Genomic DNA, 20562 nt, shown 5'->3' on the forward strand with positions numbered 1-20562 from the left:
ATGGACGTCTGGTCGGCGGAGATTTCGCAAGCCGTCACCCTCACCCTCGCGCTCGCAGCGGTGACGACCGCAACACTGCTCGTCATCGGTACGCCCCTCGCCTGGTGGCTGGCGCGCAGCAAGGGCTGGTGGACCGAGATCGTCGCAAGCGTCGTCGCGCTGCCGCTGGTGCTGCCGCCGACGGTGCTCGGCTTCTACCTGCTGGTGCTGCTCGGCCCCGACGGACCGGGCGGCCGGATCGCGGGCCTGTGGGGCGGACGCACGCTCGCCTTCACTTTCGAGGGCCTCGTCATCGGCTCGGTGGTCTATTCCATGCCCTTCGTGGTGCAGCCGATCCGCAACGCCTTCACCGCGATGGGCGAGCGGCCCCTCGAGGTCGCGGCAACATTGCGCGCCTCGCCGTGGCACGCGTTCTGGACGATCGCGGTACCGCTGGCGCGGCCCGGTCTCCTCACCGGCGCCGTGCTCGGCTTCGCGCACACCGTCGGCGAATTCGGCCTGGTGCTGATGATCGGCGGCAACATTCCCGGGCGCACCAAGGTCCTGTCGGTCGCGATCTTCGACTATGTCGAGGCCTCGCGCTGGCGGGAAGCAAGCCTGCTCGCCGGCGGGATGGTGATCTTCGCCTTCGCGGTGATCCTGACGATGACGCTGATCGACAGGCGCAGCGCGAGGGCTGCCTCATGAGGGCCATCGGGCCCGGCCGGATCAACGCCGCCTTTCGCGGCCGGCTGGGACGCTTCGCGCTCGATGCGGGCCTGAGCGTACCCGGCACCGGTGTCACCGCGATCTTCGGCCCGTCCGGCTGCGGCAAGACGACGGTCGCACGCTGCATTGCCGGGCTGCAGCGCCTGTCCGACGGCTTCTGCGCGATCGACGGCGAGGTCTGGCAGGACGGCGAGACGTTTCGGCCGGCGCATCGCCGTCCGGTCGGCTACGTGTTCCAGGAGCCGAGCCTTTTTCCGCATTTGTCGGTCCGGCGCAATCTGCTCTACGGGGCGCCGAAAACTCCCGATGCGCCGATCGACTTCGACGAGGTGGTGGAGCTGCTCGGCATCACCGCGCTGCTCGACCGCTCACCGCATCGGCTTTCCGGCGGCGAGCGCCAGCGGGTCGCGATCGGCCGCGCGCTGCTGTCGCAACCGAAATTGCTGCTGATGGACGAGCCACTGGCCGCGCTCGACCGCGCCACCAAGGACGAGATCCTGCCGTTTCTCGAGCGCCTGCATGACCGGCTGTCGCTGCCCGTCCTCTATATCAGTCACGACATGGCCGAAATCGAGCGCTTTGCCGACCATCTGGTTCTGATGGAGCGCGGTCGCGTCGTCGCCACCGGACCGCTCCATATCCTGCAAAGCGATCCTGCGCTGCCACTGGCCCACAGCCGCGACGCAGCAGTCAGCATCGACGGCGTCGTGGAGGCTTATGACGAGCGCTACGGCCTGCTCACGCTCGCCGTCAGCGGCGGCCTGCTGCAGGTGCCATCACATCGCATCGCTGTCGGCGCGCGGCAACGGCTTCGGATCGCAGCCAGCGACGTCAGCATCGTCCGGACGCGGCCTACGGAGAGCTCGATCCTCAACATCCTGCCGGCACGCGTGGTCGCGCAATCGCCGCTGGGCGCGGGCGAGGTCACGATGGTGATCCAGCTTGGCCCCGACGGATCTGGCGCGTCGATCCTTTCGCGCATCAGCCGCCGCTCACGGGACCTTCTTGGATTATCGGACGGCATCGACGTCTATGCCCAGGTCAAAGGCGTCTCGCTGGTCCGGGCGTCTGATCGCGCGATCGGTAATATAGCGCCGCCTGCGCCAGAGCGGCTCGACCATTGCTCAACTCAGGATACAGGCGTACCAAGCGAAACAAGGACCACAGCCATGCCTATTGATTTCGCCGAGATCGACCCGAACCGCGTTGCCGCCATTCTATACCGGCCGCAAGACGACCTTGACGCCTTGCTCGCCGACTTCGCGCAAGACCTGGTGCGGACGGGTGAGCGCATCGGCGGTATCGTCCAGCGCAACATCAAGGACGGAGGCGGCTGCCAGGTCGGCATGCAGGCCATCGACCTCATGACCGGCCGCGAGATCTCGATCTGCCAGCCGCTCGGCAGCGGTGCCATGGCGTGCAAACTGGATGCCGCCGGTCTTGCCGACGCTTCCGTCGCGGTCGCAAGCGCGATCGCGCAGGATGTCGACCTGATCGTGATCAACAAGTTCTCCAAGCAGGAAGCCGCCGGACAGGGGCTGCGCGACGAGCTCGCCGACGCCATCGCCGCCGGTATTCCCGTGCTGACCGCCGTGCCCGAAAAATGTCTGGAAGCCTGGATCAGCTTTACCGGCGGGATCGGCACCACGCTGCTCTGCGAGCGTCAGGTCATCGAAGCATGGTGGCAGGACATATCCTCGCGCATGAAACGCATGCGCGAGGATCATGACGCAGTGTCAACCACCGACCGCGCGACTATTTGCCGATCATTACATCCGACGACTTGATCACGGCCGAGACGGTGTCGCCCACTTTCAGGACGAGATCGTCGACCGCTTCGTTGGTAATCGCGGAAAACACCACCAGCCCCGGCGCCAGCTCGACCTTCACATGCGCCGTCGTCGTACCTTTGGTCACGGCAACGATGCGGCCCGGCAGAATGTTGCGTGCACTGAGTTTCATTTTTGCAATCCTTGCTTTCTGCGACGACGTGAATTCGCGTCGCTCGATGTTTTGCATGCAAGAATGTTGACTCCGCAATCCGAGATTCTGATCGTTACATTTCCGACCTTGGCCAAACATCACGAATGGCATATCGCTTGCTTGCAGCTTCATGCTGCGATCGAATCTCAAAAGGTTAAAAACTATGCTCGGAATTGGAAGTCAGTTGCCATCGTTCGAAGTCGTCGGCGTGAAGCCCGGATTTGAAGTTCAGGAAGAAAAGGGTGAGAGCGCCTTCGAGACACTGACTGAAAAAAGCTTTCCCGGTAAATGGAAGATTGTCTTCTTCTATCCCAAGGATTTTACTTTCGTCTGCCCGACCGAGATCGCCGAATTCGCTCGGCTCGCGAAGGATTTCGAGGATCGCGATGCCGTCGTGCTCGGCGGATCGACCGACAACGAGTTCTGCAAGCTGGCCTGGCGGCGCGATCACAAGGATCTACGCAAGCTGCCGATCTGGCAGTTCGCCGACACCAGGGGCTCGCTGGTCGACGGTCTCGGCGTCCGTTCGCCGGATGGCGTCGCCTATCGCTACACGTTCGTCGTCGATCCCGACAATACCATCCAGCATGTCTACGCCACCAACCTCAATGTCGGCCGCAGCCCCAAGGATACGCTGCGCGTGCTCGACGCGCTGCAGACCGACGAGCTTTGCCCCTGCAACCGCGAGGTCGGCGGCGAGACGCTGAAGGTCGCCTGACAGCAGCCATGTCGATTGATCAACTGAAGGACATGGTCCCGGACTTCGCCAAGGACGTGAGACTCAATCTCTCGTCCATGGTGGCCGACGAGAGCCTGGGCGAGCAGACGAAGTATGGCCTGTTCCTCGCAGCCGCGGTTGCGACCCGCAACCCGGCCGTGATCGCGGCGTTCACACGGCTTGCGTCGGACAGATTGACGCCGGCGGCCATCGCGGCGGCGAAAGCCGCGGCGTCCGTGATGGCCATGAACAACATCTACTACCGGTTCGTCCACCTTGCCTCGAACAAGGAATACGGAACCATGCCAGCGCGGCTACGCATGAACGTGATCGGAAACCCCGGCGTCGACAAAGCCGATTTTGAGCTTTGGTCGCTCGCCGTGTCCGCCATCAACGGCTGCGGCGCCTGCATCGATGCGCACGAGAAGGTCTTGCAGGAGGCCGGCGTCGCCGCCGGTAAGATCCAGACCGCGGTGCGCTTTGCCGCGATCATCCAGTCGGTCGCGGTCGCCATCGAGGCCGGCGGAGCTGCCGTTCTGGCGGCCGCGGAATAGGCAATGCGACAAGCGGACGCCGCCGGACTCACCGGCGGCGTCCGGATATTCAGCCGAACTTGAACAGCACGCCGTAGCCGCCGCGCGGATAGCTCCACTCGATGTCGCCGCTTTCCTCGCAGATCACCCGGCAGGTGCCGCATTCGACGCAGCCATCGACGGTGACCTCGACCTGTCCCTTGTCGTTGAGCTCATAGCAGCGCGCCGGGCAGGCCTTGAGCATGGTGAGCAGCTGCGGCGACGGTGTCGTGTGCGGCCGCACCTTGATGTGGGCGCGGCCGGCATCGACCAGATAGCGGTTGTAGAACAGCTTGTCCTCGACGCGCACGGATGGTTCGATCGACATGATTTGGGTCTCCATCGTTTGTCGCTATGTCAGCTCTCTCAGCGCCAGGCGCGGGCCAGGCGGAAGGCGTCGCCGAACAAACCGGTCCAGGATCGCGCCTTGATGAAGGATCTCAGCGTCACTTTTTCCTTCTCGATCTTGGGCGTACCGTCGACGCGCAGGAAGTTCTGCATCGCCTTGGAGACGAGTTCCGGATAGGTCAGGAAGAAGTTCTGCGACTGGGTATGCATCAGCGCCGGCATATCCTTGTACTTCTTCAGGTCCTTCATGACGAAGGACTCGTCCAGCATCTTCTTGTAGAGCGCCAGATTGTCCGCCGTCATCGGATCGCGCCGCGATTTGATCTGGAAGATCGCTTCGGCCGCAATCCGGCCGGAGGTCATCGCAAGGTTCGAGCCCTCGCGATGAATTGCATTGTTGAGCTGCGCGGCGTCGCCGACCACGACCCAGCCCTCGCCATAGAGCTGCGGGATCGCATTGAAGCCGCCCTCCGGGATCAGGTGGGCGGAATATTCCTTGACCTCCGACCCTTCGATCAACGGCGCCACCGAAGGGTGCCGCTTGAAGCGATCGAGCAGGCCGTAAGGCGTCTCGCCGGTGCGCTGGAAGTCAGCGACCAGGCAGCCGATGCCGAGCGAGATGCACTCCTGGTTGGCATAGATGAAGCCCATGCCGGTCATGCCGCGCGAGATGGTGCCGGCGGCCTCGATTACAACGCCTTCGTCGCCGCGAAGGTTGAAGCGCGCCTCGATGGTCTCGCGCGGCAGGAAGTGCATCTCCTTCACCGCGAGCGCCACCTTGTCCGGCTTCGGCCGGTCGCGCAGGCCGGCGCGCGTTCCGAGCAGGCCGTTGACGCCCTCCGCCAGCACGACCACGTCGGCATGGATCTCGCCGTCGGCGCGATCGGTGCGGACGCCGATCACCTTGCCATAGGCGTCCTGCGCAAGCTCGGTCACTGTGGTCTCGCACAACACCGTCGCGCCGGCTTCGCGGACCCTCGAGGAGAACCATTTGTCGAACTGGGCACGAATGATGGTGTAGCGGTTCGGCTTCTCCTCGTTGAAGTCGTCCGAGCGATAGTGCAATCCGGTGTGAGAGCGGTCGTCCATCATCCAGAAGCGCTGCTCGACCAGATGCCGTTCGAGCGGCGCATCCTCGCGGAAATCCGGGATCAGCTTCTCCAGCATGTCGGCGTAGAGGATGGCGCCCTGCACGTTCTTGGATCCCGAGTATTCTCCGCGCTCGAGCTGCAGTACTTTCAGGCCACGCTGGGCCAGCGTGAGCGCCGCCGCATTGCCGGCCATGCCGGCCCCGACGACGATGGCGTCGAATTTCTCCTCGATCATGGCGGTCCCCTCCCTAACTTGCGATGCGGTCGCGCGAATGCGGCGACAGCCGCGCGCGGAACGCGGCGGTCAACGCCGGCAACAACCTGATGGCGTCGGTGACGATGCCCACATGGGCGAATTCGAAGATCGGCGCGTTTTTGTCGGTGTTGATGGCGACGATGAGGTCGGCGCCCTCGACGCCGACGCGATGCTGGATCGCGCCGGAGATGCCGGCGGCAATATAGAGCTTTGGCCGGATGGTCTTGCCGGTCTGGCCGATCTGCCGGTCGGAGGTGACCCAGCCCTTCTGCACCAGCGGCCGCGAGCAGCCATATTCGGCGCCGAGCACGGTCGCGAGCTGGCGCACCAGCTGGAAATTCTCCGGCGACCCGAGCCCGAGGCCGCCGGCGACGACCACGTCGGCGTAAGCGAGATTTGACTTGGCGGAATCGCGATCAGGCAGAAACGACAGCACCTTGGTGACGATGTCGTCCTCGACGAGGTCGAGCGGATGGCTGACGATCCGGCCGGTGTCGCGAACCACGCGCTCCGGCATTGGCATCACGCGTGGACGAACGGTCGCCATCTGCGGCCGGTAGTTCAGCGTGTAGATCGTGCAGAGCAGCGAGCCGCCGAAGGTCGGCCGCGTTGCGGCCAGCGAGCCGTCCGCATCGACGTCGAGCTCGGTGCAATCGGCGGTGAGGCCGGTGAGCAACGTGGTCGCCACCGAGCCCGCCAGATCGCGGCCGAGCGTGGTGGCACCGAGCAGCAGGATCTCCGGCTTGTAGGTGTTGACGACGTCGGTCAGCGCCTTGGTGTAGGATTCGTTGCGATAATCGGCCAGCAGATTGTCGGCGACCATATAGACGAGGTCGGCACCGTAACAGAAGGATTCGGCCGCAGCGTGTTGCGTCGCCTCGCCATCCGGACCGATCACGACAGCGGCGAGATCGACCTTGAGCTTGTCGGCAAGCTTGCGACCGGCCCCCATCAACTCCCAGGAGACCGGATGCACGACACCGCGCTCCTGCTCGATGAAGACCCAGACATGCTTATAGGCCTTGAAATGCTCGGGCAGCTCCTTCTTGGTGGAAGCGCGGCCACCGGCGGCCTGAGAGGGAGTTTTCGGTGCGGTGCTCATAGTCGGTGCTCCCTTTGCATCAATATCCGCGCGCCAGCGTCGCGAGTTCGGCCTCCAGCGGCGGCTGACGTTTGAAGATCGCCTCGATCAGGGCCTCGGCTGGTTGCTCGCCGACCTCGATCAGAGCCGCCTTTTCGCTGCGTGCGGCCGGTGCAAACACCCGCTTGACGATCGTCGGCGATCCCCTCAGTCCGCATTTCGAGATGTCCTCGACCCCGGCATCCTGGGCACTCCATTTCACGATCGGCGCGCGTGCCGCGCGGAGTGCATCGGCCATGGCGCCACGCCGAATCTGGTTGGTCGCTTCCAGCATGGTGACCAGACACGGCAGCCGGGTACGCAAGATCTGCACGCCGCCTTCGGAGCGTCGCTCCGCATCGATCGTACGCGCCTCGAGATCAAGCGCGCTGATCTTCGCGACATAGGTCAGCTGCAACAGGCCGAGCCGCTTGGCGATGCCGGGACCGACCTGGGCGGTGTCGCCATCGATCGTCTGCTTGCCGGTGAAGACCAGATCCGGCGGACCGAACTCGGTCGAAATCTTCCGGATCGCGGTGGCAAGTGCGTAGGTCGTGGCCAGCGTATCGGCACCGGCAAAGAAACGATCGGTCAGCAGGACCGCCCGGTCGGCGCCGAACGTCAGCGCCTTTCGAAGCGAGTCTTCGGCCGAGGGCGGCCCCATGGTCAGCACCGTGACCTCGCCGCCGAACTTGTCGCGCAGCTCGAGCGCCGCTTCGAGCGCAAACAGATCATAGGGGTTGATGATGGTCGGCACCCCCTGGCGCATGATGGTGTTGGTCACGGGATGCACGCGAATCTGCGCGGAATCGGGAACCTGCTTGATGCAGACGACGATGTGCATGCGCTTCTCCAAAGCTTGGCCAGATAGAGGACAGCAAGTGTCGTACCAACTGCGGCGACGACGAAAATCGATCAGGAGTCCAATGGCTTGCGATGGCGCCGGGACGAGTTGCCCGTCGGGTGGGCACGACACTCGACACACGCGTCGGAAATCCGACAGGCCCCGACAGACATGATTTTGCCAAGGCGGGCGTCCAAGGGCGCGCGCAAGCCCGCCCACGGATCATTCGCGGCTCCGCTGCACGACGAGAGAACGTTCACTTCAATGTGCCGAGCTGCACCAATGTCGGCGTCGGCTTCGCCTGCGGCGCAACAGCATCCTTCAGGACCTTGAAGACCCGCTGGTCGATCGGCGTCGATGCGACAAAATCCGCATAGGCCCGCTCGAGCACCGCCCTGCATCGCTCGGCAACGACAGCGTCCGCGGCGCCGATAAAATCCTCGCCCGCGAGATACTGGCCCATCCGCCGCAGGATATGCAGCCGGGCCACGTTGACGACCTTCGCGTCGTAGTCGACGCCAAGCAGCGCGAAGAATTCCTCCGCCGAAGACGCGCTGTTCAATTGCGCCAGAATTCCATCAGCCATTGCAGGTCTCCATCAGGCTCGTGGTGCCGCCACAATCGGACGTCGACAAGGCGGGATCATCGGCCCGGCCCGGCACGCCGGCCTCGCGCAGACGCTTCTGCATGTGCGTGAGCCGCGCTTCCAGGAATTCGACGCGATCAAGCAGCACCTCGATCGCATCGCCGACGGGGTCGGGCATCAGATGATGATCGAGATCGATCCGTCCGACCACGCGGCGGTGGCTCAATTGCGGCCGCACCACGCGCGCGGGGATGCCGACCACGGTGACGTCAGGCGGCGTGCTCTCGATCACCACCGAATTGGCGCCGACGCGAGAGCCGGCCCCGACCGTGATCGGCCCGAGAATCTTGGCTCCAGCCCCGACGACGACGCGGTCCTCCAGCGTCGGATGACGCTTGCCCGGCGACCAAGACGTACCGCCCAGCGTGACGCCATGATAGAGCGTGACATCGTCGCCAACCTCGGCGGTTTCGCCAATGACGACACCTGCGCCATGGTCAATGAAGAAGCGGTGACCGATCCGGGCGCCGGGATGAATGTCGACATTGCTGAGGAAACGTCCGAGCCAGGACAGCACCCGTGCCGGAAAGCGCCAGCCGCTGTTCCACAGCCCATGCGCGATCCGATACCAGATCACCGCGTGGATCCCGGGATAGGTCAGGAGCGTCTCGATCTGGCCGCGCGCGGCAGGATCGCGCTGACGTACACAGGCGATATCCTCGCGGATCAACGCGAGCAACGACGGTCCCGCCGGCCTCGCATCGTCCGGATCGGCCATTGGAATGTCGACGACACAGGCCATGATAACCTCACGCACAGTTGAGCAGCGAGTGCTCGTGCACTTCGCGCCAGATCGCAGTCACCGTCTCGCGCGCGACGGCGCCCTTGTGTTCGACCGCATGCTTGCGAACCCGGGCAAGAATGGTCCTGGCCTCCTCCGCACTGACGGCAAGCTGCAATTCCGAGAGCAACGACGTGATCGCCGCCAATCCCGAGTGCTTGCCGATGACGATGCGGTTGGCGCGGCCGAGCAATCCGGGATCGAGCGCCTGATAGGTACGCTGGTCCTTCAACAGACCATCGACGTGAATGCCTGACTCGTGCGTGAAGACATGCTCACCGACGATCGCCTTGTTGAGCGGAATCGCGCGTGCGGCCGCAGCGGCTACCACCGCAGCGACATTCTCCAGTTCCGACAGCACCACGCCGGTGTCGTGGCCGTAGAGCTGCTTGAGCGCGACCGCGACCTCCTCCAGAGGCGCATTGCCGGCCCGCTCGCCAAGCCCGATCACGGTCACGGAGGCATGGGTGGCGCCGGCCTTGATCGCCGCAAGCGTATTGGCGGTCGCGAGACCCAGGTCGTCATGGCCGTGGAACTCGAGCTCGAGATCGGTGGTCGCGCGGAGCGCTTTCATGAGCGCGAAGGATGCGTCGGGATCGAGCACGCTCAACGTGTCGGCGATACGAAATCGGCGCGCACCAGCGGCCTTGGCGGTTGCGATCAGCTCGACCAGAAAATCGACGTCGGCACGCGATGAATCCTCGCCGCCGACGGCAACGTCGAGCCCCCTATCACGGGCATAGCCCACCACGCGCCGCACCTGCTCCAGAGCCGCAGCCCGTCCGCCACTGAGCTTGGCGGCAATCTGCACGTCGGAGGACGGGATCGACACATTGACCATGGAGACCCCCGCCGCGATCGCCGCGTCCACGTCCGCCTGCCGCATCCGGCACCAGGCAATCGCCGTCACCGGCAAGCCCGCCTCCACAATGGCGCGGATCGCGGTCACCTCCTCGTGCCCCATGGCCGGGGTCCCGGCCTCGATCTCGACAACACCCGCCCGCGCCAGCGCGCGCGCGATCGATACCTTTTCCCCTGTGGTGAAGGCTACGCCGGGCGCCTGCTCGCCGTCGCGCAACGTCGTGTCGTTGAGAACGATGGGGCGGGACAATACCTTGTCCGACAGTGTCGTTACGCCGGCGAACGCCATCAGCGGGCTCCGTATCAAATTCTTCCGCTGTTCCTCAGCAACCCGCGTGCCACCACCGAGAACGGCAAAAGGCGCTTGAAATCAAAGCTCTTTTCAGCTGATCTGGCTTTGTCGCATATGCGACAAGGTCGCGAAGGCGACGCGTCAGATGTCTGCTGGCTTGCGGCAGATGTGAATGATGATGTCGAGCCTGGATATCTCGTGGCCGGGCAAGGCCTCCGGCATTTGCGCCACAATCAGCCGTTCCGGAACATCGATCAGGACATCCTCGCCCACCAGATAGAAATGCGGATGCACGCTGGTATTGGTGTCGAAGAAGGATCTCGATCCGTCCGGTCCGATTCGGCGCAGCAGGCCCGCCTGCGTGAACTGATTCAGCGTGTTGTAGACCGTCGCCAGTGAAAGCTCGATGTTGGCCTCGACCGCCTCGCCATAGAGCATTTCGGCAGTGACATGGCGATCGCCTCTGGCAAACAGCAATTCGCCAAGCATCACCCGCTGGCGTGTCGGTCGCAGCCCCGCATCCCGCAACCGCCGTGCACAACCAGGCCCGTCGGCATCAAGCCGCCCGCATCCCGCTTCGGACTCCGCGTCAGCAACGGACTCCTGATATTTGTCGCCAGAGAACAGGTCCATGTGAGCTTGCCTCACGCTCGCCGATCCCCGGCCGGATCGACATGATCGTCGGCGCCGCGCAGATATTCCCGGCGGCGCTCGGCCATGCGGCTCTCGCCGTTCTCTTCACCGAAGCAGAGATCGAAATCATTGCATTGCGTGCAGATGGGCGTCGTGCACATCACGAAGCCATCGTCCTCGCACAGCATGCGATAGAAGAAGCGCTTCCAGCGCATGTTCCGGGTATTGCGCGCCGCCAGAGGCGCGAAGTGCCGGGTCAGCAGACGGGACAATTCCGGGCGCTCACGCAATCCGAGATCTTCCCACAGATGGTTCGGCTCCATGGCGCGGCGTGCCACCATCGCCGCGAGCCAGCGGCCTATCTCGCCGTCGGTTGACCGCTGCGCGAGCAAGAGATCGCGCACCATGGCCGTCTCGTCGTCGCCGTCCCGATCGGACCTGGCACTCCAGGCAAATGCTCTCACCCCGGCCGACGGGAAGCATTGAGCCAGCAGCTCATTGAGGTCCTGCTCGGCGAGGCCCGACCGCTCGGCGATCTGGCCGCCATCCATCACCGAAGCAGCCAGGATGGACGCCAGCACGTGGCGATCGAAATCGTCGTTGTCGCGGATATCGGCATCCGCCGGGTCACGTCCGGTCAGCAGGCGGTAGAAGGCTCTTCCGGCGTGCGTCTCGCCGGCATCTGCCGGCGCGAACGGAAATGACGACACGTCGATCCGGCTCGCTTGTGCTGCAATCACGGAAGGCTCCGCTGCTGTCATTGTGAAGCCGATGCCGGCCTCCCCGGTCGGGGAGGCCGGCACGAGGGATCAGGCCGACATGGCGGCGAGTTCGGCGGCGGTCTTGCCGACGACGGACTCGTCCACCGCCTTCATGATGCCGTGCTCCATCAACATGTCCTCGAGCTCATCCATCGTGATCGGGGTCGGGATGATGCCCTTGCCGCCGTTGTTGTGGATCTTCTGCGCCAGCTTGCGATAGTGATCGGCCTGCTGGGACTCCGGCGCGTATTCCAGCACCGTCATGCGGCGCAGCTCCGCGTGCTGCACGATGTTGTCGCGCGGCACGAAGTAGATCAGCTGGGTGCCGAGCTTCTTCGCCAGCGCTTCCGCCAGTTCCAGCTCCTTGTCGGTCTGCCGTTCGTTGCAGACCAGGCCGCCGAGACGCACGCCGCCGGAATTGGCGTATTTCAGAATGCCCTTCGAGATGTTGTTGGCGGCATACATCGCCATCATCTCGCCGGACATCACGATGTAGATTTCCTGCGCCTTGTTCTCGCGGATCGGCATCGCGAAGCCGCCGCACACGACGTCGCCTAGAACGTCGTAGGACACGTAGTCGATGTCCTCGTAGGCACCGTTCTCCTCCAGGAAGTTGATCGAGGTGATGACGCCGCGGCCGGCGCATCCGACACCGGGCTCCGGACCGCCGGACTCGACGCAACGGATGTCGCGGTAGCCGACCTTCATCACGTCCTCGATTTCGAGGTCCTCGACGCTGCCGGCATTCGCCGCCAGGCTCAGGATGGTGTCCTGCGCCTTGGCGTGCAGGATCAGGCGGGTCGAATCCGCCTTGGGATCGCAGCCGACGATCAGGATCTTGTGGCCCATCTCTGCCAGCGCAGCCAGCGTGTTCTGCGACGTCGTCGACTTGCCGATACCGCCCTTGCCGTAAAACGCGATTTGTCTCAGTGAAGACATGTTGCTCTCCATCAACCGATTGCCAATGATTTCGCACGATGCTCGCGCGAGATTGTTTCTCTCTCAGAAACGTGGGCACACGGGGCTCGGGAAGGAGAACATCGCTCGCCATCGGCGTCGGCGTGCTCTCAGCCCTCACTCGTTGTTGCTGCATCCAAATAGCAACTGGCGTGCCATTCCCGGCACGCGCACTAAGCGACTGATCATGCTTGAAGAATAATTCGCAGCCGGCAGCGACAGAAGCTGTGCCGAACCCTACAGAGGTAGTGCCACTGTCGGAAACCGGACAAGCCTTCGAGCCGAAACGCGCCTATTTAGCGGCCGTTTTCGTGACCGGAAAGCGGAACGGAAATTGCTAACTCTCTTCGTCAGATGCGATTTGAGGAGAGCGACAGATGCAGATCGGAGTCGAGACAGCCAAGGCCGTGGACCAGCGGCGCGTGTTCGTGGTCGACGAGGACGAGATCACCCGCGCGGCCCTGCAATTCATGCTGCACGACGAGATCGAGACCCATGAGTTGACCAGCCCCGAAGAGGCTTATGCAAAGGGCGTCGACTGGCTCAAGCCCGACGTCGTCCTGCTCGGCGTCTCATTCCTCAAGAGCCGCGGGCCCGGCTTGATCGGGGAGCTCACCGCAAAATTCCCCGGCGTCCGTATCCTGGTCGTGACCGACAGGTCGGACGAGGCGACCGCGGTCGAGGCGATGAAAGCCGGTGCGCATGGCGCCGTGGTCAAGCCGCTGACGCTCGAGGGCGTGCGGCAGAAAGTCGACACCATTCTCGGCCGCGGCGGGGCGGCGCCGCTGATCCAGCTCTCAATGATGAAATAGGCGCGCGCCATGGCGACCGTTCTGTTCTACCAAAAGCCGGGCTGCGGCACGAATGCACGGCAGATCCGCGCGCTCGAAGCCGCGGGTCATCGGGTTGTCGCCAAGAGCCTGCTCACCGAGCCCTGGACCGCGCCGGATCTGATGACCTTCTTCGGCGATACGCCCGTGGCATCCTGGTTCAACCCAGCCGCGCCACGGGTGAAGTCCGGCGAAGTCGATCCCGCCGCAATCGATGCCGCAGGCGCGCTCGCGTTGATGCTCGACGATCCGCTGCTGATCCGAAGGCCTCTGGTCGAGGCCGATGGCGCGCGATGCGCCGGTTTCGACCGCGAGCCGGTGCTGTCGCTGCTTGGCGGCGGCTCACGCGACGACCTCCAGGGCTGCACGCGACCTGAGGCCGTGCCGCGTTGCCCGGATCCCCTCACCGCGACTTAGCTTCGCGCCAACACCATCACGAGGCGATCGACGCGCTTGCCCTGCTTGAGATGGGACTCGACGATCTCATCGACGTCCTCCGGCGTGGTTGGACGATACCAGACGCCATCGGGATAGATCACCATCAGCGGACCGGCGGCGCAGAAGCCGAGACAGCCGGACGCGGTGAAACCGATATCGGTCAGCCGCTGCGCCTCGATCGCCTTGCCGAACCGCTCCCACAAAGCCGCACCGCCGGCCGCGCCGCAGCTGCCGCGGGGATGGCCAGGCGGACGCTGGGTATGGCAGGCAAAGACGTGATGCCGGTAGAGTTGCGGGAGCTGGAACTCCTCCTCGTTCACACCGTCACTCATACGGCCGCCACCGCGATACCCTTGTCGTTCAACAGCGCGGCGAGCTCACCGGCTTTGAACATCTCGCGGACGATGTCGCAGCCGCCGAGAAACTCGCCCTTGACGTAAAGTTGCGGAATCGTCGGCCAGTTCGAGAACGCCTTGATACCATCACGGATCTCCGGATCGGCCAGCACGTTGACGCCGGCAAAGGGCACGCCAAGACCACTCAGGATCTGCACCACGGCGCCCGAAAAGCCGCATTGCGGCGCCGCCGGCCCCCCCTTCATGAACAGCACGATGTCGTTGCTGGCAATGACGTCCTTGATGCGTTGTTCGGTCGGGTTACTCATGGACATTTTCTCCTCATGCTCATGGATGATTGACAGCCGGACGCGCGCCGTTCATTTCGGCACGTCCGTTTCGAGCGCCAGCGCGTGCAGCGCCTCGCCCATGTTTCCCTTCAACGCGGCGTAAACCATCTGGTGCTGCTGAACGCGGCTCTTGCCGGCAAAGGCCTGCGAGACGACGCGTGCGCCATAGTGATCTCCGTCGCCTGCGAGATCGGTCACGATCACCTTCGCGTCCGGGAACGCCTCGCGGATCAGCTGTTCGATGTCTGGTGCGGCCATCGCCATATCATGCACTCCTCTTCCCGGGCGCCTCTATGCAAGCTCCAAACCAGTCCGGAGCACGCGTTTTGACGTGATCCCCGGGCACTGTGGCCCGCATCGTGTTCGACTTCCGACAATCCTGTGCCTATCGCTGTCGCGGACGTGACGGCATCGGGCCACTTGGCGTTCAACGAGATTATTGCCTGATCGTCACGCGCCGAATTCGCATCCGTACGGAAGATTTTCCGCGGCCCGGCTCTTGCTTTGCAACAGCGTGACCTGCCGCCCGATGCCAGGAACTGCACCTGCGTTGGCGTGCAAGGACGCAAGAATTGGACGCCCGGTACGAACAATCATGGATCATCGTGATCGCCATGCTCGCTGACACCGACGCCATCAATTTCGGAGAGCTTCCGCCGGAGATCGATGCCCTGCTGCAGCAGGGTGTCATCAGCTACCGCCGCGATCCGATCGAGGCCGATCGCATCTTCCGCCAGGCACTGGACGCCGCGCCGACCGAGCTTGCGGTGTATTTTTGCCTCTACAAGATCCACACCTATCGCGGCTATCTCGACGAGGCCCAGGAAATGGCCGAACGCGGCCTGCGCGAAGCCGCGCTGCAGGCTGGCTGGAAAGCCGACTGGCGAGGCTGGCAGCCTCAGGATGAGCTGCCGGAAGGGGCCGGACGCTTTGCCCTCTACACGCTGAAGGCGCTCGCGTTCATCCATTTGAGGAAGGACAACCGGAAGCAGGCGCACGAGCTTCTCATGGCCTTGCGCAGGCTCGATCCCGCGGGCGCCGTCGGCTGGTCGGTCGTGGCCGCCCTCGCGGATGGACTGCAATGAGGCCGTGATGATGACGTCCGCTGTTGCCGACAAGGATGCATTGGTCACCGAGATCGTCGCGGCACTGCGGACCGTGCACGACCCCGAAATTCCCGTGAACATCTACGATCTCGGGCTGATCTACCGGATCGAGCCGAAGAACGACGGCCTGGTCGAGATCGACATGACCTTGACCGCGCCCGGCTGCCCCGTCGCCGGCGAGATTCTGACCTGGGTGGAGACGGCGGTCCGCGCCATCGACGGCATCGCCGGGGTCGAGGTTCGGCTGGTGTTCGATCCGCCCTGGGACAGCTCGCGGATGTCCGATGACGTCAAGCTCGAGCTCGGCCTGCTCTAGCGACACGGCCGAAGCACATCAACAAGGAGGATGCACATGATCGAACTGACCGCAGGCGACGGAAGCCATTTTTCCGCCTATCGCGCCGATCCGGCGGAGACCCCAAAGGGAGCCGTGGTCGTTCTTCAGGACGTCTTCGGCATCACGCCCGCCATCCGGAAGGCCGTGGACACGTTTGCCGCCACGGGCTATGTCGCGATCGCACCATCCTTGTTCGATCGGGTGAAACCGGGTGTAAGTCTCAACCAGGACGAATCCGGCCGGGCTGACGGCACGGCGATCTCTGAGCAGATCGGCAAGGTCCAGGCGATCTCCGACATTCAGGCTGCGGTGGATGCGGTGAAGGACGCCGGCAAGGTCGCGATCGTCGGCTACTGCTGGGGAGGCGACCTCGCCTACTCCGCCGGCAACAAGATCGACGGCATCGCCTGCGTGGTCGGCTATGACGGCAGCGAGATCGTTGCCGACTACCGCGAAAAGCGCAAAGTGCCGACGCTGCTGCATTTCGGCGACAACGATCCGCGGGTTTCGCTGGAGCAGATCACCCAATTCCGCGCCTATCGCCCCGACGTCAGCGCCTTCACCTATCCAGGCGACAGCTATCGCGAGGACGCAGGTGATCAGGCGCTGGCGCGCACTCAGTTCTGGATCTCGCAATATGTCGAAGGCCAGCCGCCCATTCTCCTGAAGAATGCCGGTGCCTATGCGCAAGCCAAGACCGAGAAGAAGAAAAAGAAGAAGGACGACGATCTCGGACCGCCGATGGATTGACGGCTCGCCCGTCCGCGACCTGGAAGGAGCACCGCATGCTTCCGACGACCATTCTCATCGACGATGCACCACGCTGCGTGGTTCGTCCGACCGACAGCAAGGATCTCAATCGCTTCATCCGCAACGGCAAGGCCTTCCTGCTAGCCGAAAGGGTCGACGGCAAGATCACGCACCGGCCCGCCAACGAGTCCGAGCTCGGGCATTGGCGGAACGGCCTCGCCCTGCACGAGGCGTGGGGCGGCTCGGAGGAGGATTTCTTCGGCTTGCCGCTGCCGGGATGACGGGGCACAGGCTCAAGCCGGATGGCCGCCGGCATCATGCGGATTGCCGGCCTGGTTGCGCATCCAGTCGGCGAGACGGGACAGCGCCACGTCGAGCTCCTGGCGGGCCGCGCCGTCCGCGACCGTCTCGTCCAGCGCACCGCGCATGCAAAGCAGCCAGGCATCGCGCTCCGCACCTCCGATCGGAAAGCCCATGTGCCGCTGGCGCAACCGCGGATGCCCCTTCTCGACCGAATAGAGCTTCGCGCCGCCGGTCCACTCCGTGAGATAGCGCTTCAGCACCTGCTTGGTGGGGTCCAGGTCGGAGGGATGCATGGCGCGGATACAAGCGGCCTCCGGCAGCTCATCCATTCGCCGATAGAAGCTCTCGACCAGCCGGTCGATGGTGACCGTGCCGCCGATCCGCTCAAACATTGAAACCACGACTGCCGTCTCGCTCATTCGTGTCCCGCTCCTTGCTACGCCGTGCTTTCTCCCGGCCGCAGGGGTCTCACTCGTCCATGCTGGGCGACAAGATGACCTCTGCCGGCGCGCCCGGGCCTTGCCCTGCGACGAATTCCAGCGCCGCAACGCGCGACAGCCCTCCGCCACTGTCCACCAGGACGACCGCGTCGCCGGGCAGCCTGTTCAATTCCTCGAGCAGCTGAGCGACGGTCATGGGGTCATTCCGGGTGGATCATGATCTCCATGGTCTCGTCGTGGTCGTCGAACGGATCGCGCGGCTGGTCGTCCTCGACCAGCCGCTCACCGCACAGGCAGACCTCGCCGTCGACCACCGCAAGCGCGATCGGCTCCAAACTCTTTCCTTGACATGGTCCGTCGATGCCGAGCCCGCTGTCGATCTCGAAGGTCGCGCCATGACGGCCGCACTTGAGAAAGGCGCGGTCCGGCGTGAAGAAGTCGCCGCTGCCGATGTTGAGCCACACGCCATCATGCGGGCAGGCATTGACATAGCCGATGTAGTCGTTGTCGTGCGTCCTGATCACGACGATCGGGAACGGCCGGCTCTCGCCTGACGCGTCGATGCGCGACAGGCTGAAGGCCTTCGCGCCGCCACGTTCGACCGCGTCGGTGGCGCAGATGACGAAGACTTCGATCTCATCGGTGTCCATGCGATTCCCTTTCCGGCCCTAGGCCGCGGCCGGCGCGGCGGCCTCCTTCAGCGCGTTCAGCTCTTCCCGCGTCAACCGAAACACGCCTCGGCCCCCGGCCAGCGCCTGGTAAACATCACCAGCCTTGTCGCTGAGGAAGTTGAACCAGTCCTGCGGCGCGAGGCTCGCCGGTCGCTCGCCGATCTCGACCACAGTGCCGTTCGGCGCGAAACGCGCATGCAGCACAATGTTCTGCGTCTCCATCTGTCCCTCCCCCGCCTTCACAGGCCCGAACCAAAGCCGAGCAGCTCGATCTTGACGTCTTCCGTTCCCAGCACGGTGGCCTGGCAGGCGAGCCGCGACTTCGAGCCGACACCGACGATGGAATCCAGCTTCTCGTTCTCGAGCCGCGCGATCTTCGACAGGCCTTTGCGGCCTTCCTGCACGTAGATGTGGCAGGAGCCGCATTTGGCCTGGCCCTCGCACTTGTGCGGGACCGCGATCTCGGCCCCCAGCAGCGCCGCCAGCAGCGTCGTTCCTTCCGAGACCTCGATGGTCTTGCCTTCCGGCAGCACGGTCAGGGTCGTCATGGTTCTCATCCTCTCTGTTACGTTGACTTCCAACTCAATAGATCGCTGCGCCGGCACCTACGTTGATCGAGGCGTCCTTCATGGTCTCGACGATGAACTCGATATGGGCATCGGTGAGATGCGTGTGGAACGGCAGCGCGACGGCGCGGTCGGCGATCTTTTCGGTGACCAGGAGGTCGCCGCGGCGATAGCCGAGATCGAAATAGTGCCGCTGCAGATGCAGCGGATGGCTGTAAGCCGTCGCCTCGACCTGCTCGACCCGAAGATCCTCGGCGATGGCGTCGCGACTGGAGCGGGAGAAGCGCGTGCCGAGATGCACGAGATAGAGCAGCCAGTTCACCTCGGTCACGTCGGGGGCGATATAGGGCGGCTTGATCCCCTCGAAGGACTGGACATGCGTTGCGTAGAGATCTTCGGTCAGCCGGCGCCGCTCGATGATTTCGTCGATGCGCGCGAGCTGCGCGAGCCCGAGCGCAGCCGCAAGATCGCTGATTCCGGCCTGGTAGGGCGCGGCGGAGCCGACCACGACGGAAGAGCGCTCGTCCAGCCGGTGCGAACGATGCCGGCGCAAGGTCATGGCAAGGTCGATGTCGTCGGTGACGACCATGCCACCCTCACCGCACGTCAGGAGCGAGGGCTGGGAGAAGTCGAATATGGCGGCATCGCCGAATGTTCCGACCAGTTCGCCCTTGTAGCGTGAGCCTATCGCCTCGGTGGAATCCTCCAGCAGCACAAGATTGTGCCGCGACGCGATATCGCAAAGCTCGGACCAGGCCGCTGGATGGCCGTTGTTGTTACCGGCAATGATGGCGCGGGTCCTGGGCGAGATGCGCTCCTCGACCTTCTGCGGCGCCAATACGCCCGACCAATAGTCGATATCGGCAAACACCGGCCGCGCCCCGGCAAGGCTGATCGCGTGCGCGGTTTCGCGGAACGAATAGGCCGAAGCAATGACCTCGTCGCCTGCGCCGATGCGGCAAGCTTTCAGCGCGAGTAGCAGCCCGATCGTTCCATTCGGTACCGCGACTGCGTATTTCCGGCCGAGGTAGCCGGCAAAGGCCGTCTCAAACGCTTCCGCAACAGGTCCATTCGAGAGCCGCGGCGAACGCAGCACCGCGTCCACCGCGGCGATCTCGGCGACCGTGATGTCGGGATCCGACAGGGGAATGAAGGATTCGTTCCCTGTCCCGACCGACTCCTCGTCGATCTCCTCTACCTCATAGACCAGCGCGGGCTCGGTCATGATGCTGCACCCCGCTTTGCGAGGACGATGCCGGTCGCACGCTCCGGATCTGCGGTAATCTGCGCACAATGATCCGCACTATCGAGCAGATGCAGGTCGAATTCCCGGAACGAGCGGAACGGCGTCTCCGTCACGTCGGACGCGTCGCAGCGGATCCAGGCGAGATGCGGGTATTTACGCCGCAGCTCCGAGTAGGCCTGCGAGCCCGCATCCGACGACGCAAGCATCTGTTCGATCTCTGCCAATTCGCTTGCCACCAAAGCCATCTCGCAAATCCCGCTATTGCCAAAACACGCGTTCGGGATCGGCGTTCAGGACGTCGGTCACCGATCCCAGTCGAGGGTGCGACGAGTGCAATTCCCAGACGCCCCTCTTGTGATCCTTGCGGAAGAGCTGCCACATTGCGCTGGCCGCATCGTGGTGCAGCAACGCAACGTCGATGACGCCACCTTCGGTATCGATATTCCGCGAGCAGCACGGGCTGACGACGAGATAGCCTCCAGTCACCGCGGTGACGTCAGGCGAGACGTAACGATAGCGCTGGCGCGACTTGATGGCGCGCTCGATCCGCTTGCGATCGATATCGTTCGGATGCGCGGGTCGTCCGGTATCGAGCTTCCTCAACACAGCGGCGTTCATC

Annotated in this window: 32 protein-coding genes and 1 pseudogene; 11 read left to right on the plus strand and 22 right to left on the minus strand. The window is 64.0% G+C overall.

The features are described 5' to 3' along the window. The 3 genes and pseudogenes from modB to FNV92_RS22905 all read left to right on the plus strand — a co-directional run bounded on the left by modB (position 1) and on the right by FNV92_RS22905 (position 2495). Positions 1-687: a molybdate ABC transporter permease subunit gene (gene modB, locus FNV92_RS22895; RefSeq protein WP_143844451.1), complete on the plus strand. Its 687-nt coding sequence runs from the start codon at positions 1-3 to the stop codon at positions 685-687. Then, positions 684-1781: pseudogene (modC, locus tag FNV92_RS22900) on the plus strand (molybdenum ABC transporter ATP-binding protein); the annotation flags it as partial. The gene modB and the pseudogene modC, both read left to right, overlap by 4 nt. Before the next feature lie 96 nt (positions 1782-1877). Continuing rightward, positions 1878-2495: a DUF2478 domain-containing protein gene (locus FNV92_RS22905; protein WP_168213813.1), complete on the plus strand. Its 618-nt coding sequence runs from the start codon at positions 1878-1880 to the stop codon at positions 2493-2495. On the opposite strand, the gene FNV92_RS22910 is transcribed toward FNV92_RS22905, so the two are convergent. Continuing rightward, positions 2464-2670 (minus strand): TOBE domain-containing protein, encoded by a 207-nt coding sequence (locus FNV92_RS22910; RefSeq protein ID WP_143844450.1) that lies wholly within the window; start codon positions 2668-2670, stop codon positions 2464-2466. The genes FNV92_RS22905 and FNV92_RS22910 overlap by 32 nt on opposite strands. 184 nt (positions 2671-2854) lie before the next feature. On the opposite strand from FNV92_RS22910, the gene FNV92_RS22915 reads away from it, so the two are divergent. Together FNV92_RS22915 and ahpD are read left to right on the plus strand one after the other, a co-directional pair. Continuing rightward, the gene (locus FNV92_RS22915; protein WP_143844449.1) at positions 2855-3409 is read left to right on the plus strand and encodes a peroxiredoxin; all 555 of its coding nucleotides are present in this window, start codon (positions 2855-2857) and stop codon (positions 3407-3409) included. Between the two features lie 8 nt (positions 3410-3417). Then, the gene (gene ahpD, locus FNV92_RS22920; protein ID WP_143844448.1) at positions 3418-3963 is read left to right on the plus strand and encodes an alkylhydroperoxidase, AhpD family; all 546 of its coding nucleotides are present in this window, start codon (positions 3418-3420) and stop codon (positions 3961-3963) included. A gap of 49 nt (positions 3964-4012) precedes the next feature. Here ahpD and FNV92_RS22925 read toward each other — a convergent pair whose 3' ends face one another. The 10 genes from FNV92_RS22925 to nifH all read right to left on the minus strand — a co-directional run bounded on the left by FNV92_RS22925 (position 4013) and on the right by nifH (position 12553). Further along, a complete protein-coding gene (locus FNV92_RS22925) occupies positions 4013-4309 on the minus strand; it encodes a ferredoxin family protein (RefSeq protein ID WP_143844447.1) in 297 nt (98 codons plus the stop codon). 38 nt (positions 4310-4347) lie between these two features. Beyond that, positions 4348-5655, minus strand: coding sequence for an FAD-dependent oxidoreductase (locus tag FNV92_RS22930; protein WP_143844446.1), 1308 nt, complete (start codon positions 5653-5655; stop codon positions 4348-4350). A gap of 13 nt (positions 5656-5668) precedes the next feature. Further along, entirely contained in the window at positions 5669-6778 is a 1110-nt protein-coding gene (locus FNV92_RS22935) for an electron transfer flavoprotein subunit alpha/FixB family protein (RefSeq protein WP_143844445.1), read from the minus strand. 19 nt (positions 6779-6797) lie between these two features. Then, positions 6798-7640: an electron transfer flavoprotein subunit beta/FixA family protein gene (locus FNV92_RS22940; RefSeq protein WP_143844444.1), complete on the minus strand. Its 843-nt coding sequence runs from the start codon at positions 7638-7640 to the stop codon at positions 6798-6800. 256 nt (positions 7641-7896) lie between these two features. Further along, the gene (gene nifW, locus FNV92_RS22945; protein ID WP_143844443.1) at positions 7897-8226 is read right to left on the minus strand and encodes a nitrogenase stabilizing/protective protein NifW; all 330 of its coding nucleotides are present in this window, start codon (positions 8224-8226) and stop codon (positions 7897-7899) included. Continuing rightward, on the minus strand, positions 8219-9028 hold the full coding sequence (cysE, locus tag FNV92_RS22950; RefSeq protein WP_143844442.1) for a serine O-acetyltransferase: 810 nt from the start codon (positions 9026-9028) through the stop codon (positions 8219-8221). The genes nifW and cysE overlap by 8 nt, the downstream gene beginning before the upstream one ends. 7 nt (positions 9029-9035) lie before the next feature. Then, positions 9036-10217 (minus strand): homocitrate synthase, encoded by a 1182-nt coding sequence (gene nifV, locus FNV92_RS22955; protein ID WP_143844441.1) that lies wholly within the window; start codon positions 10215-10217, stop codon positions 9036-9038. A gap of 144 nt (positions 10218-10361) precedes the next feature. Further along, positions 10362-10853 (minus strand): Fur family transcriptional regulator Irr, encoded by a 492-nt coding sequence (gene irr, locus FNV92_RS22960; RefSeq protein WP_143844440.1) that lies wholly within the window; start codon positions 10851-10853, stop codon positions 10362-10364. 11 nt (positions 10854-10864) lie between these two features. Continuing rightward, positions 10865-11614 carry a nitrogen fixation protein NifQ gene (locus FNV92_RS22965; RefSeq protein WP_168213602.1) on the minus strand — a complete coding sequence of 250 codons (750 nt, stop codon included), beginning with the start codon at positions 11612-11614 and terminating at the stop codon, positions 10865-10867. A gap of 48 nt (positions 11615-11662) precedes the next feature. Beyond that, entirely contained in the window at positions 11663-12553 is an 891-nt protein-coding gene (nifH, locus tag FNV92_RS22970; RefSeq protein ID WP_015687075.1) for a nitrogenase iron protein, read from the minus strand. 395 nt (positions 12554-12948) lie between these two features. Here nifH and FNV92_RS22975 point away from each other — a divergent pair, with 395 nt between their 5' ends. Beyond that, on the plus strand, positions 12949-13383 hold the full coding sequence (locus FNV92_RS22975) for a response regulator (RefSeq protein ID WP_143844438.1): 435 nt from the start codon (positions 12949-12951) through the stop codon (positions 13381-13383). Positions 13384-13392: 9 nt separating this feature from the next. After that, the gene (locus FNV92_RS22980; RefSeq protein WP_143844437.1) at positions 13393-13818 is read left to right on the plus strand and encodes an ArsC/Spx/MgsR family protein; all 426 of its coding nucleotides are present in this window, start codon (positions 13393-13395) and stop codon (positions 13816-13818) included. Here FNV92_RS22980 and FNV92_RS22985 read toward each other — a convergent pair. Genes FNV92_RS22985 through FNV92_RS22995 form a run of 3 tightly spaced genes read right to left on the minus strand, consistent with a single transcriptional unit; the run spans position 13815 to position 14788 of the window. Further along, complete coding sequence (locus tag FNV92_RS22985; RefSeq protein WP_015687078.1) at positions 13815-14171, minus strand: (2Fe-2S) ferredoxin domain-containing protein; 357 nt, start codon at positions 14169-14171, stop codon at positions 13815-13817. The two genes, FNV92_RS22980 and FNV92_RS22985, sit on opposite strands and share 4 nt — an antisense overlap. Continuing rightward, on the minus strand, positions 14168-14503 hold the full coding sequence (grxD, locus tag FNV92_RS22990) for a Grx4 family monothiol glutaredoxin (protein ID WP_186355481.1): 336 nt from the start codon (positions 14501-14503) through the stop codon (positions 14168-14170). The genes FNV92_RS22985 and grxD overlap by 4 nt, the downstream gene beginning before the upstream one ends. A 51-nt stretch (positions 14504-14554) precedes the next feature. After that, positions 14555-14788 carry a BolA family protein gene (locus FNV92_RS22995; RefSeq protein ID WP_015687080.1) on the minus strand — a complete coding sequence of 78 codons (234 nt, stop codon included), beginning with the start codon at positions 14786-14788 and terminating at the stop codon, positions 14555-14557. 350 nt (positions 14789-15138) lie between these two features. Here FNV92_RS22995 and FNV92_RS23000 point away from each other — a divergent pair, with 350 nt between their 5' ends. The 4 genes from FNV92_RS23000 to FNV92_RS23015 are packed head-to-tail and all read left to right on the plus strand — an operon-like array spanning position 15139 to position 16998. Then, positions 15139-15609, plus strand: a complete 471-nt coding sequence (locus tag FNV92_RS23000) for a hypothetical protein (RefSeq protein ID WP_416377763.1) — start codon at positions 15139-15141, stop codon at positions 15607-15609. A 7-nt stretch (positions 15610-15616) separates the two neighbouring features. After that, positions 15617-15946, plus strand: coding sequence for an iron-sulfur cluster assembly protein (locus FNV92_RS23005; protein WP_143844435.1), 330 nt, complete (start codon positions 15617-15619; stop codon positions 15944-15946). Positions 15947-15982: 36 nt separating this feature from the next. Further along, positions 15983-16717: a dienelactone hydrolase family protein gene (locus FNV92_RS23010; RefSeq protein WP_143844434.1), complete on the plus strand. Its 735-nt coding sequence runs from the start codon at positions 15983-15985 to the stop codon at positions 16715-16717. Between the two features lie 35 nt (positions 16718-16752). After that, positions 16753-16998, plus strand: a complete 246-nt coding sequence (locus FNV92_RS23015) for a hypothetical protein (protein ID WP_143844433.1) — start codon at positions 16753-16755, stop codon at positions 16996-16998. A 12-nt stretch (positions 16999-17010) separates the two neighbouring features. Here FNV92_RS23015 and FNV92_RS23020 read toward each other — a convergent pair whose 3' ends face one another. From FNV92_RS23020 to FNV92_RS23055, 8 genes are read right to left on the minus strand one after another with little or no spacing between them, the layout of a single operon-like run. Next, entirely contained in the window at positions 17011-17439 is a 429-nt protein-coding gene (locus tag FNV92_RS23020; RefSeq protein WP_143844432.1) for a group II truncated hemoglobin, read from the minus strand. Positions 17440-17488: 49 nt separating this feature from the next. After that, positions 17489-17656 carry a hypothetical protein gene (locus FNV92_RS23025; protein WP_168213601.1) on the minus strand — a complete coding sequence of 56 codons (168 nt, stop codon included), beginning with the start codon at positions 17654-17656 and terminating at the stop codon, positions 17489-17491. Between the two features lie 4 nt (positions 17657-17660). Next, entirely contained in the window at positions 17661-18110 is a 450-nt protein-coding gene (locus tag FNV92_RS23030; protein WP_015687086.1) for a Rieske (2Fe-2S) protein, read from the minus strand. 18 nt (positions 18111-18128) lie between these two features. Further along, entirely contained in the window at positions 18129-18353 is a 225-nt protein-coding gene (locus tag FNV92_RS23035; RefSeq protein ID WP_143844431.1) for a hypothetical protein, read from the minus strand. Positions 18354-18370: 17 nt separating this feature from the next. Continuing rightward, positions 18371-18679, minus strand: coding sequence for a 2Fe-2S iron-sulfur cluster-binding protein (locus FNV92_RS23040; protein ID WP_015687088.1), 309 nt, complete (start codon positions 18677-18679; stop codon positions 18371-18373). 34 nt (positions 18680-18713) lie between these two features. Continuing rightward, positions 18714-19922: a DegT/DnrJ/EryC1/StrS family aminotransferase gene (locus FNV92_RS23045; protein WP_143844430.1), complete on the minus strand. Its 1209-nt coding sequence runs from the start codon at positions 19920-19922 to the stop codon at positions 18714-18716. Beyond that, entirely contained in the window at positions 19919-20188 is a 270-nt protein-coding gene (locus FNV92_RS23050; RefSeq protein WP_015687090.1) for a hypothetical protein, read from the minus strand. The genes FNV92_RS23045 and FNV92_RS23050 overlap by 4 nt, the downstream gene beginning before the upstream one ends. Before the next feature lie 13 nt (positions 20189-20201). Next, the gene (locus FNV92_RS23055) at positions 20202-20561 is read right to left on the minus strand and encodes a DUF3024 domain-containing protein (RefSeq protein WP_143844429.1); all 360 of its coding nucleotides are present in this window, start codon (positions 20559-20561) and stop codon (positions 20202-20204) included. Position 20562: the final 1 nt, after the last annotated feature.

It is taken from the genome of Bradyrhizobium cosmicum (genome assembly GCF_007290395.2).
Classification (GTDB): Bacteria; Pseudomonadota; Alphaproteobacteria; order Rhizobiales; family Xanthobacteraceae; genus Bradyrhizobium; species Bradyrhizobium cosmicum.

What these genes read in the sequence shown, in the direction of transcription:
- modB (WP_143844451.1), top strand. Translation starts at nt 1, where the DNA reads ATGGACGTCTGGTCGGCGGAGATTTCGCAAGCCGTCACCCTCACCCTC.
- FNV92_RS22905 (WP_168213813.1), top strand. Translation starts at nt 1,878, where the DNA reads ATGCCTATTGATTTCGCCGAGATCGACCCGAACCGCGTTGCCGCCATT.
- FNV92_RS22910 (WP_143844450.1), bottom strand. Translation starts at nt 2,670, where the DNA reads ATGAAACTCAGTGCACGCAACATTCTGCCGGGCCGCATCGTTGCCGTG.
- FNV92_RS22915 (WP_143844449.1), top strand. Translation starts at nt 2,855, where the DNA reads ATGCTCGGAATTGGAAGTCAGTTGCCATCGTTCGAAGTCGTCGGCGTG.
- ahpD (WP_143844448.1), top strand. Translation starts at nt 3,418, where the DNA reads ATGTCGATTGATCAACTGAAGGACATGGTCCCGGACTTCGCCAAGGAC.
- FNV92_RS22925 (WP_143844447.1), bottom strand. Translation starts at nt 4,309, where the DNA reads ATGTCGATCGAACCATCCGTGCGCGTCGAGGACAAGCTGTTCTACAAC.
- FNV92_RS22930 (WP_143844446.1), bottom strand. Translation starts at nt 5,655, where the DNA reads ATGATCGAGGAGAAATTCGACGCCATCGTCGTCGGGGCCGGCATGGCC.
- FNV92_RS22935 (WP_143844445.1), bottom strand. Translation starts at nt 6,778, where the DNA reads ATGAGCACCGCACCGAAAACTCCCTCTCAGGCCGCCGGTGGCCGCGCT.
- FNV92_RS22940 (WP_143844444.1), bottom strand. Translation starts at nt 7,640, where the DNA reads ATGCACATCGTCGTCTGCATCAAGCAGGTTCCCGATTCCGCGCAGATT.
- nifW (WP_143844443.1), bottom strand. Translation starts at nt 8,226, where the DNA reads ATGGCTGATGGAATTCTGGCGCAATTGAACAGCGCGTCTTCGGCGGAG.
- cysE (WP_143844442.1), bottom strand. Translation starts at nt 9,028, where the DNA reads ATGGCCTGTGTCGTCGACATTCCAATGGCCGATCCGGACGATGCGAGG.
- nifV (WP_143844441.1), bottom strand. Translation starts at nt 10,217, where the DNA reads ATGGCGTTCGCCGGCGTAACGACACTGTCGGACAAGGTATTGTCCCGC.
- irr (WP_143844440.1), bottom strand. Translation starts at nt 10,853, where the DNA reads ATGGACCTGTTCTCTGGCGACAAATATCAGGAGTCCGTTGCTGACGCG.
- FNV92_RS22965 (WP_168213602.1), bottom strand. Translation starts at nt 11,614, where the DNA reads ATGACAGCAGCGGAGCCTTCCGTGATTGCAGCACAAGCGAGCCGGATC.
- nifH (WP_015687075.1), bottom strand. Translation starts at nt 12,553, where the DNA reads ATGTCTTCACTGAGACAAATCGCGTTTTACGGCAAGGGCGGTATCGGC.
- FNV92_RS22975 (WP_143844438.1), top strand. Translation starts at nt 12,949, where the DNA reads ATGCAGATCGGAGTCGAGACAGCCAAGGCCGTGGACCAGCGGCGCGTG.
- FNV92_RS22980 (WP_143844437.1), top strand. Translation starts at nt 13,393, where the DNA reads ATGGCGACCGTTCTGTTCTACCAAAAGCCGGGCTGCGGCACGAATGCA.
- FNV92_RS22985 (WP_015687078.1), bottom strand. Translation starts at nt 14,171, where the DNA reads ATGAGTGACGGTGTGAACGAGGAGGAGTTCCAGCTCCCGCAACTCTAC.
- grxD (WP_186355481.1), bottom strand. Translation starts at nt 14,503, where the DNA reads ATGAGTAACCCGACCGAACAACGCATCAAGGACGTCATTGCCAGCAAC.
- FNV92_RS22995 (WP_015687080.1), bottom strand. Translation starts at nt 14,788, where the DNA reads ATGGCGATGGCCGCACCAGACATCGAACAGCTGATCCGCGAGGCGTTC.
- FNV92_RS23000 (WP_416377763.1), top strand. Translation starts at nt 15,139, where the DNA reads ATGCTCGCTGACACCGACGCCATCAATTTCGGAGAGCTTCCGCCGGAG.
- FNV92_RS23005 (WP_143844435.1), top strand. Translation starts at nt 15,617, where the DNA reads ATGATGACGTCCGCTGTTGCCGACAAGGATGCATTGGTCACCGAGATC.
- FNV92_RS23010 (WP_143844434.1), top strand. Translation starts at nt 15,983, where the DNA reads ATGATCGAACTGACCGCAGGCGACGGAAGCCATTTTTCCGCCTATCGC.
- FNV92_RS23015 (WP_143844433.1), top strand. Translation starts at nt 16,753, where the DNA reads ATGCTTCCGACGACCATTCTCATCGACGATGCACCACGCTGCGTGGTT.
- FNV92_RS23020 (WP_143844432.1), bottom strand. Translation starts at nt 17,439, where the DNA reads ATGAGCGAGACGGCAGTCGTGGTTTCAATGTTTGAGCGGATCGGCGGC.
- FNV92_RS23025 (WP_168213601.1), bottom strand. Translation starts at nt 17,656, where the DNA reads ATGACCGTCGCTCAGCTGCTCGAGGAATTGAACAGGCTGCCCGGCGAC.
- FNV92_RS23030 (WP_015687086.1), bottom strand. Translation starts at nt 18,110, where the DNA reads ATGGACACCGATGAGATCGAAGTCTTCGTCATCTGCGCCACCGACGCG.
- FNV92_RS23035 (WP_143844431.1), bottom strand. Translation starts at nt 18,353, where the DNA reads ATGGAGACGCAGAACATTGTGCTGCATGCGCGTTTCGCGCCGAACGGC.
- FNV92_RS23040 (WP_015687088.1), bottom strand. Translation starts at nt 18,679, where the DNA reads ATGACGACCCTGACCGTGCTGCCGGAAGGCAAGACCATCGAGGTCTCG.
- FNV92_RS23045 (WP_143844430.1), bottom strand. Translation starts at nt 19,922, where the DNA reads ATGACCGAGCCCGCGCTGGTCTATGAGGTAGAGGAGATCGACGAGGAG.
- FNV92_RS23050 (WP_015687090.1), bottom strand. Translation starts at nt 20,188, where the DNA reads ATGGCTTTGGTGGCAAGCGAATTGGCAGAGATCGAACAGATGCTTGCG.
- FNV92_RS23055 (WP_143844429.1), bottom strand. Translation starts at nt 20,561, where the DNA reads ATGAACGCCGCTGTGTTGAGGAAGCTCGATACCGGACGACCCGCGCAT.